Source organism: Planococcus sp. TJ-301, from assembly GCF_058268475.1.
In genome coordinates this window covers 1-12645 of the sequence record NZ_JBZDOH010000001.1, presented here as the reverse complement: position 1 = coordinate 12645, position 12645 = coordinate 1, and the positions used below count along the sequence as shown (strand labels likewise).

General features: G+C 50.0%; 11 protein-coding genes and 15 tRNA genes. 2 read left to right on the top strand and 24 right to left on the bottom strand.

Features of this window, described 5'->3' with window-relative positions; all coding sequences use genetic code 11:
• Positions 1-9: 9 nt before the first annotated feature.
• The 9 genes from AC4EHJ_RS00130 to AC4EHJ_RS00090 form a co-directional block, all read right to left on the bottom strand.
• Positions 10-672, bottom strand: a complete 663-nt coding sequence (locus AC4EHJ_RS00130; RefSeq protein ID WP_490973584.1) for an MOSC domain-containing protein — start codon at positions 670-672, stop codon at positions 10-12.
• 32 nt (positions 673-704) lie between these two features.
• Positions 705-1130, bottom strand: coding sequence for a nucleoside 2-deoxyribosyltransferase (locus AC4EHJ_RS00125; protein ID WP_490973583.1), 426 nt, complete (start codon positions 1128-1130; stop codon positions 705-707).
• Positions 1127-1480: a hypothetical protein gene (locus AC4EHJ_RS00120; RefSeq protein WP_490973582.1), complete on the bottom strand. Its 354-nt coding sequence runs from the start codon at positions 1478-1480 to the stop codon at positions 1127-1129. The genes AC4EHJ_RS00125 and AC4EHJ_RS00120 overlap by 4 nt, the downstream gene beginning before the upstream one ends.
• Positions 1481-1485: 5 nt before the next feature.
• Complete coding sequence (gene menC / locus AC4EHJ_RS00115) at positions 1486-2562, bottom strand: o-succinylbenzoate synthase (RefSeq protein WP_490973581.1); 1077 nt, start codon at positions 2560-2562, stop codon at positions 1486-1488.
• Entirely contained in the window at positions 2553-3986 is a 1434-nt protein-coding gene (locus AC4EHJ_RS00110) for an o-succinylbenzoate--CoA ligase (protein ID WP_490973580.1), read from the bottom strand. The genes menC and AC4EHJ_RS00110 overlap by 10 nt, the downstream gene beginning before the upstream one ends.
• 62 nt (positions 3987-4048) lie before the next feature.
• Positions 4049-4867: a 1,4-dihydroxy-2-naphthoyl-CoA synthase gene (gene menB / locus AC4EHJ_RS00105; protein ID WP_490973579.1), complete on the bottom strand. Its 819-nt coding sequence runs from the start codon at positions 4865-4867 to the stop codon at positions 4049-4051.
• A gap of 11 nt (positions 4868-4878) precedes the next feature.
• Positions 4879-5691: a 2-succinyl-6-hydroxy-2,4-cyclohexadiene-1-carboxylate synthase gene (menH, locus tag AC4EHJ_RS00100; RefSeq protein ID WP_490973578.1), complete on the bottom strand. Its 813-nt coding sequence runs from the start codon at positions 5689-5691 to the stop codon at positions 4879-4881.
• Positions 5691-7388, bottom strand: a complete 1698-nt coding sequence (menD, locus tag AC4EHJ_RS00095) for a 2-succinyl-5-enolpyruvyl-6-hydroxy-3-cyclohexene-1-carboxylic-acid synthase (protein ID WP_490973577.1) — start codon at positions 7386-7388, stop codon at positions 5691-5693. Before menD ends, menH begins: the two co-directional genes overlap by 1 nt.
• Positions 7375-8766 (bottom strand): isochorismate synthase, encoded by a 1392-nt coding sequence (locus tag AC4EHJ_RS00090; RefSeq protein WP_490973576.1) that lies wholly within the window; start codon positions 8764-8766, stop codon positions 7375-7377. The genes menD and AC4EHJ_RS00090 overlap by 14 nt, the downstream gene beginning before the upstream one ends.
• Before the next feature lie 172 nt (positions 8767-8938).
• On the opposite strand from AC4EHJ_RS00090, the gene AC4EHJ_RS00085 reads away from it, so the two are divergent.
• Together AC4EHJ_RS00085 and AC4EHJ_RS00080 are read left to right on the top strand one after the other, a co-directional pair.
• The gene (locus tag AC4EHJ_RS00085; protein ID WP_490973575.1) at positions 8939-9853 is read left to right on the top strand and encodes a 1,4-dihydroxy-2-naphthoate polyprenyltransferase; all 915 of its coding nucleotides are present in this window, start codon (positions 8939-8941) and stop codon (positions 9851-9853) included.
• 121 nt (positions 9854-9974) lie between these two features.
• The gene (locus AC4EHJ_RS00080) at positions 9975-10931 is read left to right on the top strand and encodes a DMT family transporter (protein ID WP_490973574.1); all 957 of its coding nucleotides are present in this window, start codon (positions 9975-9977) and stop codon (positions 10929-10931) included.
• A gap of 167 nt (positions 10932-11098) precedes the next feature.
• On the opposite strand, the gene AC4EHJ_RS00075 is transcribed toward AC4EHJ_RS00080, so the two are convergent.
• The 15 genes from AC4EHJ_RS00075 to AC4EHJ_RS00005 all read right to left on the bottom strand — a co-directional run bounded on the left by AC4EHJ_RS00075 (position 11099) and on the right by AC4EHJ_RS00005 (position 12620).
• Positions 11099-11170: transfer RNA gene (locus AC4EHJ_RS00075), tRNA-Glu, on the bottom strand.
• Positions 11171-11176: 6 nt separating this feature from the next.
• Positions 11177-11267: transfer RNA gene (locus tag AC4EHJ_RS00070), tRNA-Ser, on the bottom strand.
• Between the two features lie 4 nt (positions 11268-11271).
• Positions 11272-11346 (bottom strand) — tRNA-Asn (locus AC4EHJ_RS00065).
• Between the two features lies 1 nt (position 11347).
• Positions 11348-11424 (bottom strand) — tRNA-Ile (locus AC4EHJ_RS00060).
• Between the two features lie 18 nt (positions 11425-11442).
• A tRNA-Gly gene (locus tag AC4EHJ_RS00055) sits at positions 11443-11516 on the bottom strand.
• Positions 11517-11521: 5 nt separating this feature from the next.
• A tRNA-Phe gene (locus AC4EHJ_RS00050) sits at positions 11522-11597 on the bottom strand.
• Between the two features lie 19 nt (positions 11598-11616).
• Positions 11617-11692 (bottom strand) — tRNA-Asp (locus AC4EHJ_RS00045).
• A gap of 3 nt (positions 11693-11695) precedes the next feature.
• Positions 11696-11772 (bottom strand) — tRNA-Met (locus tag AC4EHJ_RS00040).
• 188 nt (positions 11773-11960) lie between these two features.
• Positions 11961-12053 (bottom strand) — tRNA-Ser (locus AC4EHJ_RS00035).
• A 16-nt stretch (positions 12054-12069) separates the two neighbouring features.
• A tRNA-Ile gene (locus AC4EHJ_RS00030) sits at positions 12070-12146 on the bottom strand.
• A 9-nt stretch (positions 12147-12155) separates the two neighbouring features.
• A tRNA-Met gene (locus AC4EHJ_RS00025) sits at positions 12156-12229 on the bottom strand.
• A gap of 20 nt (positions 12230-12249) precedes the next feature.
• Positions 12250-12325, bottom strand: a tRNA-Ala gene (locus AC4EHJ_RS00020).
• A gap of 6 nt (positions 12326-12331) precedes the next feature.
• Positions 12332-12408: transfer RNA gene (locus tag AC4EHJ_RS00015), tRNA-Pro, on the bottom strand.
• 25 nt (positions 12409-12433) lie between these two features.
• Positions 12434-12510: transfer RNA gene (locus AC4EHJ_RS00010), tRNA-Arg, on the bottom strand.
• A gap of 21 nt (positions 12511-12531) precedes the next feature.
• Positions 12532-12620 (bottom strand) — tRNA-Leu (locus AC4EHJ_RS00005).
• Positions 12621-12645 lie beyond the last annotated feature (25 nt).

The following is a 12645-nucleotide window of genomic DNA, read 5'->3' as shown; positions in this document are numbered from 1 at the left end:
AGTGCTTTTCTATGTCGTTAGTTTCACTAACCGTTTTGTCAGCCAGTCTTGCCATTCTGCGGCAAGCGCTCGAGCTTCCAGAACTTGCTGGATTGCCTCAGCATTTTTCGGCTGATGGAAATTCACGTTATTGGCATACAACACAGAAACCCCTTTTGGATCCCTTTCGATTAACTCTACCCGGTCATCCGACGCGACCATCCCTTCCTCCAGCACACGGCAAAGATAGCCGGTAAAGCCGGTTATCACCATCTCTTTCAGGAAAGGTGCCATTTCGAGGCGCCGATCGATCGTGTTACAGGGCACGCGGCCTTGCGTCACTTGGACGACAGCTTCGCCGATGCGCAAAACATCGCCGATATAGATGTTTTCTTCCAGCATATCGGTTAGCGTCAGGTTTTCCCCGAACGCGGCTGGCGGCAGCCCAATACCAAACTCCTGTTCCCAGCGTACATAATGTTCGAATGGATAAATGCAGACAGCGCGGTCCACCCCGCCGTGATGCTTCATGTCTGCTACTCCATCGCCATGAAAGCCCTCTTTAGCCAAAAAAGCATGCTGTACCGGTTTTTTGCAAATTGCTGTCAACATTTCTTTGCCTTCTCCATAAAAAAGCTTTTCCGGCATGCCGATAGCAAAATACTTGATTTCAGCCCCTTGGATATTGTTCATCGCCAAGCCCCCTTTTGCGGATTCTCTTTGTTTTATTTTAACATTATGGAATGTTTGGCCAACTGCGCGTTGTTAATCGTTTGAGCGACAATTCCTACCAGGTCATTCAGTGTGCCGATCACCCGCTCCACTTCCGGCAAATGGTAGAACGTGGTCGTTGCCGAAAAATCATAAACGGTATCTTCTTCGGAAAACAAATACACCTTTTTCTCTGTAGCCAGTGCCAGCCCAAGCTCGATATGGCTCCCTTTGCCTGCAGGCAGCAAGATAAAGAACATATCAGCTTCAAGGACTGCGGCTTTTTCAAGCTGCCCGATTGCAGCAAGAGCTTCTGCATTTTCGGCTCTGCTGTTCAAGGTCCAATCATAGGTCTGTTCATGCCCCTGTTCGATCAGCATGCGGCTAAGGTATTTCACCATTTCCTGGTTCGAAAAACTTGATGCTATGTAAAATTTCATGTATTGGTCTCCTTTTCCCGCTTAGCCATTTTTAAGTAGATCTGCACCGCTGTAATTGCCAGCAGCAGCCAAATTATTGGATTGCCAAGGGATATCCCCATAGAGGATGTTCCGCCAAGCAGCGGCAGCACTATTAGCAGAACTAAAAGGTAAAACGTGGAGCCCAGCATCCATAATGCTTGCCCCTTTACATTGCTGTGTTTTTTTGAAGCAAAGCCACCTGCCAGAAAAAGAATGGAAATGACAGCAATGGCAATCCATTTGCCCATGTCAAATCCCATCAATTGCGGAAAATGATCCTTTACCAGCAAATAGGTCATCGCCAATAACATGATTACTCCCCTTAACATGCCATTCACCCTTCTCTCTGCCAATCAACGCGGTAACCGATACCGGCATCTTTGCTCAACTGAACTTTTCCATTTTTTATCCTGATTTCAGGTTCGATAATATCCCGATCCCAGAAATGGCGGGACGCGGAAAAGTCGCCAGGAAGCGTGATCCCTGGCAAGGAAGCGAGCGCCAGATTATGGGCTTTCGAAACTCCGAATTCGATCATTCCGCCGACCCACATGCCGATTGAATGTTCACGGCACAGCTCAACTACTTTCAGCGTTTCGCTCCAGCCGCCGAGCCTGCCCATTTTCAAGACCAGAATATCCGCAGCCCCTTCGGCGATTGCCCGTTCGGCATCAGCTAAACAGCCGATGCTTTCGTCGAGGCAGATCGCCGTTTCCATAACGCGTTTCGCGCGGGCGTGGAGTTGCCATTCTTGTTCGCCGAAAGGCTGCTCGATCAACTTGAAGCCCGCGCCATCGAATTCCAGCAGCCGCTCCCAAGAAGCTTCTGCGAATGCACCGTTTGCATCAGCAAAAAACAGCATCTCCGGGTACCGGCCAATGATTTCTTTTAAAAGTTCGACGTTGCTGTCTGGCGTGATTTTGATTTTGACCCGGCTATAGCCCGCAGAAAAAGCCGCAGCCACCTCATCGCCGATTTTGTCTTCATCCGCCGCAACAACGACTCCTGCCGGCACCGGTGCATCCGAACCGCCGAGCATTTGCCATAGCGGCATCCCCCGTTTTTTCGCGAACACATCCCACACAGCTGTCTCTACTGCCGCTTTCGCCATGCGGTTGCCTTTGACAGCGGTAAACAACTCAGCCACTTGTGAGGGACTTTCCAAGGTTTTATTCAATAAAAACGGAATCAGTACGTGTTCGATGACAAAACTACAACTGGTGACTGTCTCTTCCGTATACCAAGGAGTTGAAAACGCGACACATTCACCGAACCCTTCCAGCCCTCCATCAGAAACCACTTTTACGATCAGGCTTTCCCGCTCCGTAACCGTTTGCAGCGAGGTTTTAAAAGCATGCTTCAAGGGTTCGTTGACCCGCTTCAGCTCAATCGATTCGATCGTCAATCCCATGTTTTCAGCTCTCTTCTCAATAGCTTGTTCGAGGCATTGCGCGGCAGCGAATCGACTTTTCGGATCCACTTTGGCACTTTATACGATGCAAGCCGCGTCTGGCAGAACTCCACCAGTTCCTGCTTTTCCACGTCATCTTTCAATACAACAAACGCCACCGGCACTTCTCCCCATACATCGTTCTTTGTGCCGCAAACGCCCGCTTCACGTACAGCTGGGTGCTCAAGCAGCACTTTCTCGATTTCAGCCGGATAGATGTTTTCGCCGCCTGACACAATGAGATCTGAGCGCCGGTCGACGACGTACAAAAATCCTTCATCATCCAGATAACCCATGTCGCCGGTATGTAGCCATCCATCCCGCTGGACTTCGCGCTCTGCGAATTTGCCGATATAGCCTGGCGACACTTGCGGACCGCGGATGTGGATTTCGCCAATGTCTCCAGGCTTCAGCGCTTCGCCAATACGAACCTGGTAAAGAAACAGCGGCTTGCCGGAAGAACCGACTTTGCGGTCTGCATCATCCGGCTGCAAAGTCGTCGTCTGGGATGAAGTTTCCGTCATGCCGTAGGTTTGAAGCACCGACATGCCGTAGCTTCCGGCACGGTGGATGTAATTCGGAGGAATCGGCCCGCCGCCGGCAAGCATCACTTTAAAATGCGGAGACACTTCCAGGTCCAACTTTTTCAATGTCGCCAAGATGCGCTCCAGCGTCACACCGACCACTGACATATGCGTGACAAGGCCGCCTTGTAGTTCATAGGCGCATTGCTCAGCATCGAATTTCGGATGGAGCCTGACACCCATTCCATAAATGAGCGAGCGCATCAAGATTGAAAATCCGCTGATATGGAACAGCGGCACAGTGCACAGCCAGACATCATCAGGCGCGACGCCGATGTTCAGCGCAGAAGATACAGAACTTGAAAAATGGTTTTCCGCCGTTTGCCTGACGCCTTTCGGGCTGCCTGTTGTCCCGGAAGTGTACATGATCGAAATCGTGCGTTCCGAATTCCATTCGGTTTCCGGTGTGAAGACAAGACCTTCCTTTTTCTCCAATTCACTGAAAAGAATTTGGAGCGGACTGTCTATTTTACCGTGCAGCGCATCATCGACAAGCGCAAAATCCGCTTCAGAATCGTCCATCTGAAAAGCCAATTCAACTTTCGACAAGCGTTCGTTGAGCATAACCATTTCGCAGCCGACGTGCATGCAGGCAAACATCAACATGACGAATTGTGGATGCGATTTCGATAGAAATGCCACCCGGCTGTCTTTCGTGACACCGGCCGCGGTCAGCTTTCCGGCATAATCCAGCGCAATGCCATTCAATTCCGCAAATGTCCATTGCCGGTCTTCAAATGATAACGCCATACGGCTACCGTTTAAGGAGGCACGCTGGGACAGCCAATTCGGATACATCATGTGAAAAATCCTTTCTTTAAAAAAAGCTGTCCCCGGGAGGACAGCTTTCAATTATTCGAAAATCACGGGAAACGCGGGAATTGCCCAAAGTCCGGTTTGCGTTTTTCTTTGAACGCATCGCGGCCTTCTTTTGCTTCATCCGTTGTGTAATACAATAATGTTGCGTCTCCAGCCATTTGCTGAAGCCCTGCAAGACCGTCTGTGTCAGCATTCATTGCCGCTTTCACGAAACGCAATGCCGTCGGGCTCATCTCGAGCATTTCTTCACACCATTTGACAGTCTCGTCTTCCAACTGGTCCAAAGGCACGACTGTGTTGACTAAGCCCATATCAAGCGCTTCCTGTGCATCGTATTGGCGGCACAGGTACCAGATTTCACGAGCTTTCTTGTGGCCGATGATGCGTGCCAGATAGCCTGAACCGTATCCGGCATCGAACGAACCGACGCGCGGGCCAGTTTGGCCAAAACGTGCATTGTCAGCAGCAATCGTCAAATCGCAGACAACATGCAGGACATGTCCGCCGCCGATTGCGTAGCCAGCGACCATCGCCACTACCGGTTTCGGGATAACGCGGATCAAGCGCTGAAGATCCAAGACATTCAAACGCGGGATCTCGTCTTCCCCGACGTAGCCACCGTGTCCGCGGACACTTTGGTCTCCGCCTGAGCAGAATGCTTTTTCGCCTTCGCCTGTCAGGACGATGACGCCTACTTTAGAATCGTCGCGTGCGCGTGAAAACGCATCGATCAACTCGTGTACCGTTTTCGGGCGGAACGCATTGCGCACCTCCGGACGGTTGATGGTAATTTTGGCAATGCCATTAAGCGTTTCAAACTTAATGTCTTCATATGTACGTGCTGTAACCCATTCGCGTGTCATGATTTTCCTCCTTAGTAGTTAGATCTCAAATACTCCCTTACTATTGTAGCAAACTCGGCCGGTTTTTCCACATGAATTGCATGGCCGGCTTCAATTGAGCAAAATACAGCCCTTGGCAGCCGATCCGCCATTCGATTAGCGATTTCCATGAACTTCGTATCCAATGTCCCCGCCACTAATAAAACCGGCATGTTCAGCCCTTTAAGCCCTTCCCAATAAGAAGCCTGCGAACCCGTTCCCATGCCGATCAAGCTATTCGCCAGACCGATCGGCTTCTGCGCAATCCGCTCATGGCGTATGCGTTCCCGCACCTTGTCCGACAAGTTTTTCTGGCTGTTGAATAACGGGATTTTTTCCCAAAACTCAACAAACTCGAATATGCCATCTGACAGAATCCGCTCCGCCAGTTTTTCATCGCGCCGCTGGCGTTCCAGCTGTTCAGCTGTGGTTTTCAAGCCCGGCGATGCGCTTTCAAGAATCAAAACACGCACGTGTTCCGGATAAGCAGCCGCAAAAGCGAGCGCTGTGCGGCCGCCCATTGAATAGCCCGCCAGCGCGTAATCTGTGATATCCAATTTGTCGAGCAGCTTTTTCAAATCCCGGATTTGCAGTTCCATGGCATAGCGGGACGATTGAGCAGGGCTCGCCGTCTTGCCATGACCCAGCAAATCAATCAGCACAATCCGGTACTCAGGCAATGCTGCCGCGATTTCTTCCCAGCTTGCGGTGCTGCCTGTAAATCCGTGCAGAAAAACTACCGTGCGGCTTTGGCCGCTATTCAGTATTTCCAAATGATATTCGGCGCCTTCGATGTGCTCTTTCATTATTTCCCCAGCTCCTCATCCAGCCGATTCCATAATTTCCTGTGGGTCTTTGTGTTGTTTGCACGGTCCGTAAATACCTCAATTATTTTTACCGCTTTGTGTTTTTCTGTCCGCAGCGCATCAATTAGCTGCTGCTTTGTTTCCGCCGCTGCATATTCCGTATCATACATGCGCGCCGCGTCTTCAAACTTCAATCCTGTCGGGGTACCGAATAACGCTTCAAAATAGCGTTCTTCTTCCGACTGCGGCAAATAGGAAAAGATTCCGCCACCGTCATTGTTCATGACAATGATTGTCAGATCCGTTTCCTGCAAGCGGGAAGCGATCAAGCCGTTCATATCATGCAGGAACGACAAATCTCCGATGTATAGATAGGTATGGCGTTTATTGGCAGCTTGTACACCGAATGCTGTCGATACGACACCATCAATGCCATTCGCTCCGCGGTTCGCGTACATCAAAATATCCTTGTCCGTCGTGCGGAAATAAGTGTCTACGTCCCGGATCGGCATACTGCTGCCGATAACGAGGTTACAATTGTCCAGCTCTTCAAAGAAAGCCTTTGCCAAAACGCCTTCATCCAGTTCAGCTGCACAATGCTCATCCGCGAGCTTCCAAAAAAGAGTCGAGGCTTTCTGCCATTCTGCAAGATAAGCAATTTCCGTTTGTTGGCCGACCGGCAGCTGCCATAAGGTTTTTGCAGAAACTTGGAGATGGTGCGTGACAACCGATTGGGCATCCCGCATCATTGGGCTTTCGTCCATCACAGCGTAGATTTCCGGTTTTACAGAAGCTAGAAATGCTGTCAGCGGCTTCGATACCGGCTGTGGCCCTATTCTAATGACCGCCTCCGGCTTAACGGCCATCTTGAAAGCTTCATTCTTCAGCAGCGCGTCGTAGCTGTCGATGAGCAGGCTTTGGTGCCGTGCTGCTGTATTTGCCCGCAAGTTAGAAAGCGGGTCAGCCAGAATCGGCCATTGCAACTTCTCCGCAAAGTCCCAGAATGCACGCGGCAATGGCTCAGGCATTTCCCCAACAACAAGCAAGCCTCGCTCTAATTCAAGCGTATCCAATAGGAAGCTTTCAGCTTGCGCGCTCAATGCCGATACGCCGGCGAAATGCACAACCTCGCCTTTGCTTTCATAGCGTTGTTCAAAATCAATGCGCAGCGGTTCACGGAATGGCACATTCAGATGCACCGGCCCTTTCGGTTCCGTTTTCGCCGATGTGACAGAGCGGTGAAGGTGGCGTGACAGGAAATCGAGCCGGTTGTCTTCTTCCGGCATTGGCAAATCCGCTGACCATTTCACATGTGCACCGAAAAGGTTGATCTGGTTGATAGCCTGCGGCGCGCCGACTTCCCGCAGTTCATGCGGACGGTCTGCCGTTACGACCAACAACGGCACACGCGCGTAATAAGCTTCCACGATTGCAGGAAAGAAATTGGCAGCCGCTGTCCCGGACGTGCAAAGCAGCATTACCGGCTTGCCGGATGCTTTTGCCAATCCCAATGCATAATAGGCAGCAGACCGCTCATCTATCTGGCGATGAACGGCGAGCCCTTCTTGTTTCATGCAGGCATAAGCGAGCGGGGTTGATCTGGAACCCGGGCTGATGACTGCGTCCGATACTCCCGAAGAAACGAGGGAATGGGTAAATGCAGATACATATTCAGTCAACAATTTACGATTCGTCACTTAATTGGCCTCCAAGCGCACGGAGCATCGGTCTGAATTTAACCCATGTTTCTGCGTATTCCGATTCCGGGCTGGAATCTTCGACAATTCCGCCGCCCGCGTACAAATAAGCTTCTTTTCCACTTAATAATGCTGAGCGGATGGCGACTGCGAATTCGCCGTTCCCTTTTGCGTCAATCCAGCCGATGGGCGCTGCATAAAAGCCGCGATTCATCGTTTCATACTGGCGGATCAAGCTCATCGCTTCCTGCTTCGGTTCCCCGCCAAGCGCTGGCGTCGGATGCAGATCCTTCACCAAATCAAGCAGCGTAGAGCCTTGCGCCAATTTACCTTCTACCGGTGTATACAGATGTTGAATATCACGGATTTTCATCAATTTCGGCATTTTTGGCACAATGATGTTCGTACTGTGCTTACTGAATACTTTACTGATCATTTTAACAACATATTGATGTTCAGAGCGATTTTTTTTATCTTGAAGCAATTCCTCACCCAATTTGGCGTCTTGCTCAGCCGTTTTGCCGCGGGGAATTGACCCTGCCAAACATGTCGATAGCGCTTGGCGGTCTTTGACTTTCACTAACCGTTCAGGGCTTGCTCCAAAGAAAAACTGATTTTGCGCTTCCATGCCGAATAAAAAGCTTTCCGGCTGTTCTTCCGATATCTGGTACAAGGCCGCAGCCGGGGACAGTGGTTTATCGTATTGCAGCTTCAAAGCACGGGCAATCACCACTTTTTCCGCTTGCTTTGCCTTGATGACTTCCGTCACTTTGCCGATTGACTCCAAATAACGATCTTTTTTGATTTCAGTCAGTTTGACGGTCATCGGTTTGCCATATCTTTTCAGCTCGGAAACTTGTGCTGAGTGGATCAGCCGATCTCGCTCTTTGCGAAGCGCATCGAATTCATTGAACGAATGCTCTTCTTTGGTAATCAGGTGGATGCTGACATAAGCACGGTCGTCCTGGATTGTCAGCTGAAAAGTCGGGACCGCAAAATAAGCCTGGGGAAAATTTGTCCAGACGCTTTGTGTATTATTTAAAGGATCAAAGGAAAATCCGCCAAACAAGATCGGCTGTACCTCATGCTCCTCATTGACGATTTGCCGGCACAAGCTCTGCCATTCGCGTTTCACTTCTTCGAACCGCCCATGGCTGTTCGGCGTCGATAAGACATGCGCATGCCCAAGGCCGACCAATGTGAAAGTCTTTTCACGGTTCTGCCAAAACAACCGATTGCCTTTGAACAGCCCTTCGCCCGCTTCAAAAAAGGCCAATGCGGACATTCGGGAAACTTCAATCGTTTCTGTAAAAAATTGATATGCCATATAGCGTGTGTCTTTCAAATTGCCGGCCGATGAATACTGTTGTGGATTCATCATATTCCCTCCGTTTTTCTAAAGCCGCGCATATCCTGCCCAGCCAGTTTCACTTTTTAATCTCTACCCTCTATCATACCCCTTTCTGTTGAAATCAGCACACCATTTGCTGTATTTCCCTTGAAATTGAAGGTACAATATATATTGGAAAGAAGTAAAGGAGATGTACGAAATGACACATTCCATTCAAGCGGACAGCGGCTGGCGTGTATGGTGGCAGCTGACCCGCCCCCATACATTGACCGCCGCTTTCGCCCCCGTTTTCTTAGGAACCATGATCGCCCTGAACCATACTACAATCGACTGGCCGTTATTCTGGGCCATGCTGATTGCAAGCCTCTTAATCCAGGCAGCAACCAATATGTTCAATGAATACTACGATTTTGCCCGCGGACTCGACAACGAAAATTCAGTCGGCATTGGTGGTGCGATTGTACGCAACGGCGTCACGCCTAAAACCGTTTTGACATTGGCGCTGATCCTTTACGCGATTGCCGCTGTTATTGGCATCTGGATTTGTGCGCAGACCAGCTGGTGGCTCCTAGCAGTCGGCGGTGCAGCAATGGCTATCGGCTACCTTTACACGGGCGGCCCTTACCCGATTGCTTACACACCTTTCGGCGAATTGTTTTCGGGCGTCGTGATGGGCTTCCTGATTGTAATCATCGCTTTCTATATCCAAACGGGTACCGTCACAGCAGAAGCTGCCATGCTGGCAATTCCAAGCACATTGCTTGTTGCGGCTATCATGTTGGCCAATAACATCCGGGACATCGTGGGAGATGCTGCCAGCGGACGTAAAACCCTTGCTATCCTGGTAGGCAGAGAAAAAGCCGTAACAATCCTTGCAGCGTTTTTCAGCTTGTCCTACTTGTGGATTCTGGCATTGGTCCTTTTTGCAGATTTGACCTATTGGTCCTTGCTCGTTTTCTTAAGTGCTCCAAAAGCAATTGGGGTCGTAAAAATCTTCAAGCGATTCCAAGAGCCGCTTGAAGTCATGCCCGCTATGAAAGCGACAGGCATCATCAACACGCTATTCGCATTTCTGCTTGGCTGCAGTTTGCTTCTTCATTATTTATTGGCATAGAAAAAAAGGTTTCTGTTTCCAGCAGAAGCCTTTTTTCATTGACCGTCTTTTTGGGACGCGGTATATTTAATGTTATTTCAAATTTAGTGTTGCCTTAAATACTTTTCGGAGAGGATTTTATATGAATCCGATCGCCATCGGAATTTGTGCCGCATTCTTTTTCGCATTTACATTCGTTTTAAACGCAAGCATGGAAGCAAGCGGCGGCCATTGGATCTGGAGTGCGTCTTTAAGGTATCTCTTCATGGTCCCTTTCTTGCTGGCAATTGTCGCTTTCCGTAAAAACTTAAATGGCCTTATCACAGAAATGAGAAAAAATCCGATGGACTGGCTGTTATGGAGCTTTGTCGGTTTCGGCTTGTTTTATGCCCCACTCTGCTATGCAGCAGCTTATTCTCCTGGCTGGCTCATAGCAGGTTCTTGGCAAATCACCATAATTTCCGGTTCACTGCTTGTGCCTTTGTTTTATACGACAGTCCAAACAGAACGCGGACCATTGCGTATAAAAGAACAGATTCCCTATAAGGGGCTTGCACTTTCTTCAATCATCCTGCTCGGCGTTCTCTTGATGCAAGTGGAACATGCGCAGGGAATTTCATTTCAGACATTCTTAATGGGCTTTCTCCCTGTCTTGGTGGCGTCATTTGCTTACCCTCTCGGCAATCGGAAAATGATGGCGTTATGCGAAGGACGCTTGGACGCTTACCAACGGGTGCTGGGCATGACCATAGCGAGCCTCCCATTCTGGCTGCTGCTTTCGGGTTATGGGTTTATTGCGGAGGGCTTGCCCAATGCCTCTCAGACATTCCAAACCTTGATAGTCGCTATCAGCTCTGGCGTTATCGCGACTGTCCTATTTTTCCAAGCAACTGATTTGGTGCGCCAAGATGTGAAGAAGTTAGCGGCAGTAGAAGCCACGCAATCATTGGAAGTCCTTTTTGCTTTAGCTGGCGAAATCTGGGTTTTGTCGATCGCCTTGCCATCTTCCATTGCCTGGGCAGGGATTGCCATCGTAATGGCAGGAATGGTGATTCATAGCCTGGCTGCCCATGGCAAACAAACTGTATCCGTCCCATAACAATAAAAAACAAGCGCGGCTGCCCAAGAATTTTGGGCAGCCGCGCTTGTTGCTTCTTTTCTTTCTAATGCCGCAACTGCCAAGCAAGAAGCTACTAGTACCAATTGCCATTTTAAATTTAAGCACAAAAAAAGAGCTCTGCATCAAATGCAGAACTCTTTTTGCGATGACCCCTACGGGATTCGAACCCGTGTTACCGCCGTGAAAGGGCGGTGTCTTAACCGCTTGACCAAGGGGCCAATTACTGGCGGAGAAGGAGGGATTTGAACCCTCGCGCCGGTTTCCCGACCTACACCCTTAGCAGGGGCGCCTCTTCAGCCACTTGAGTACTTCCCCAGTATGGCTCCGAAGGTAGGACTCGAACCTACGACCATCGCATTAACAGTGCGGTGCTCTACCACTGAGCTACTTCGGAATGGTGGGCCTAAATGGACTCGAACCATCGACCTCACGCTTATCAGGCGTGCGCTCTAACCAGCTGAGCTATAGGCCCATATGTACTAATAAAAAATGGAGCGGGTGAAGAGAATCGAACTCTCATCATCAGCTTGGAAGGCTGAGGTTTTACCACTAAACTACACCCGCAAACATGGTGGGTCAGGACGGAATCGAACCGCCGACACTTAGAGCTTCAATCTAATGCTCTACCGACTGAGCTACTGACCCACATGTATTAAGATAAAAATGGCGGTCCCGACCGGGATCGAACCGGCGATCTCCTGCGTGACAGGCAGGCATGTTAACCGCTACACCACGGGACCATTTGGTTGCGGGGGCAGGATTTGAACCTGCGACCTTTGGGTTATGAGCCCAACGAGCTACCGAACTGCTCCACCCCGCGACAATAATATAGTAGTACTTTGTTTCTCTTACGCTTGTTGCTTCATGGACACCTGCATCGCCTTCGGCTGCTTCGGTGTTACTGCGCCGTCTTTGTACGGCTTGTTGCTCCACCCCGCGACAATAATAATTGAGTTTCTTCTATTATATAGAAGTTTGATAAAAGATAGTCCACACATTTTTAAAAAATGGAGGAGGAAGAGGGATTCGAACCCCCGCGGGATTTGACTCCCCTGTCGGTTTTCAAGACCGATCCCTTCAGCCAAACTTGGGTATTCCTCCGTGATAATAATGTATATGGTGGACCTTGCAGGACTCGAACCTGCGACCGGACGGTTATGAGCCGTCTGCTCTAACCAACTGAGCTAAAGGTCCTTAAAAAAGTGGCGGCAGAGGGGATCGAACCCCCGACCTTACGGGTATGAACCGTACGCTCTAGCCAGCTGAGCTACGCCGCCAGGATCTTTATTTATAAAGTTGGTGGAGCCTAGCGGGATCGAACCGCTGACCTCCTGCGTGCAAGGCAGGCGCTCTCCCAGCTGAGCTAAGGCCCCATGAAATGGTCGGGAAGACAGGATTCGAACCTGCGACCCCTTGGTCCCAAACCAAGTGCTCTACCAAGCTGAGCTACTTCCCGAGTTAAATGCTGAGTGTAAAAAATATGGCGCGCCCGAGAGGACTCGAACCTCTAACCGCTTGATTCGTAGTCAAGTACTCTATCCAATTGAGCTACGGGCGCGTATGAATTTTTGCTAAATAATGGTGCCGAGGACCGGAATCGAACCGGTACGGTAGTCACCTACCGCAGGATTTTAAGTCCTGTGCGTCTGCCAGTTCCGCCACCCCGGCTAGGGTCGGCATCTGTGCAAAAAAA

What these genes read in the sequence shown, in the direction of transcription:
- AC4EHJ_RS00130 (WP_490973584.1), bottom strand. Translation starts at nt 672, where the DNA reads ATGAACAATATCCAAGGGGCTGAAATCAAGTATTTTGCTATCGGCATG.
- AC4EHJ_RS00125 (WP_490973583.1), bottom strand. Translation starts at nt 1,130, where the DNA reads ATGAAATTTTACATAGCATCAAGTTTTTCGAACCAGGAAATGGTGAAA.
- AC4EHJ_RS00120 (WP_490973582.1), bottom strand. Translation starts at nt 1,480, where the DNA reads ATGTTAAGGGGAGTAATCATGTTATTGGCGATGACCTATTTGCTGGTA.
- menC (WP_490973581.1), bottom strand. Translation starts at nt 2,562, where the DNA reads ATGGGATTGACGATCGAATCGATTGAGCTGAAGCGGGTCAACGAACCC.
- AC4EHJ_RS00110 (WP_490973580.1), bottom strand. Translation starts at nt 3,986, where the DNA reads ATGATGTATCCGAATTGGCTGTCCCAGCGTGCCTCCTTAAACGGTAGC.
- menB (WP_490973579.1), bottom strand. Translation starts at nt 4,867, where the DNA reads ATGACACGCGAATGGGTTACAGCACGTACATATGAAGACATTAAGTTT.
- menH (WP_490973578.1), bottom strand. Translation starts at nt 5,691, where the DNA reads ATGAAAGAGCACATCGAAGGCGCCGAATATCATTTGGAAATACTGAAT.
- AC4EHJ_RS00090 (WP_490973576.1), bottom strand. Translation starts at nt 8,766, where the DNA reads ATGAATCCACAACAGTATTCATCGGCCGGCAATTTGAAAGACACACGC.
- AC4EHJ_RS00085 (WP_490973575.1), top strand. Translation starts at nt 8,939, where the DNA reads ATGACACATTCCATTCAAGCGGACAGCGGCTGGCGTGTATGGTGGCAG.
- AC4EHJ_RS00080 (WP_490973574.1), top strand. Translation starts at nt 9,975, where the DNA reads ATGAATCCGATCGCCATCGGAATTTGTGCCGCATTCTTTTTCGCATTT.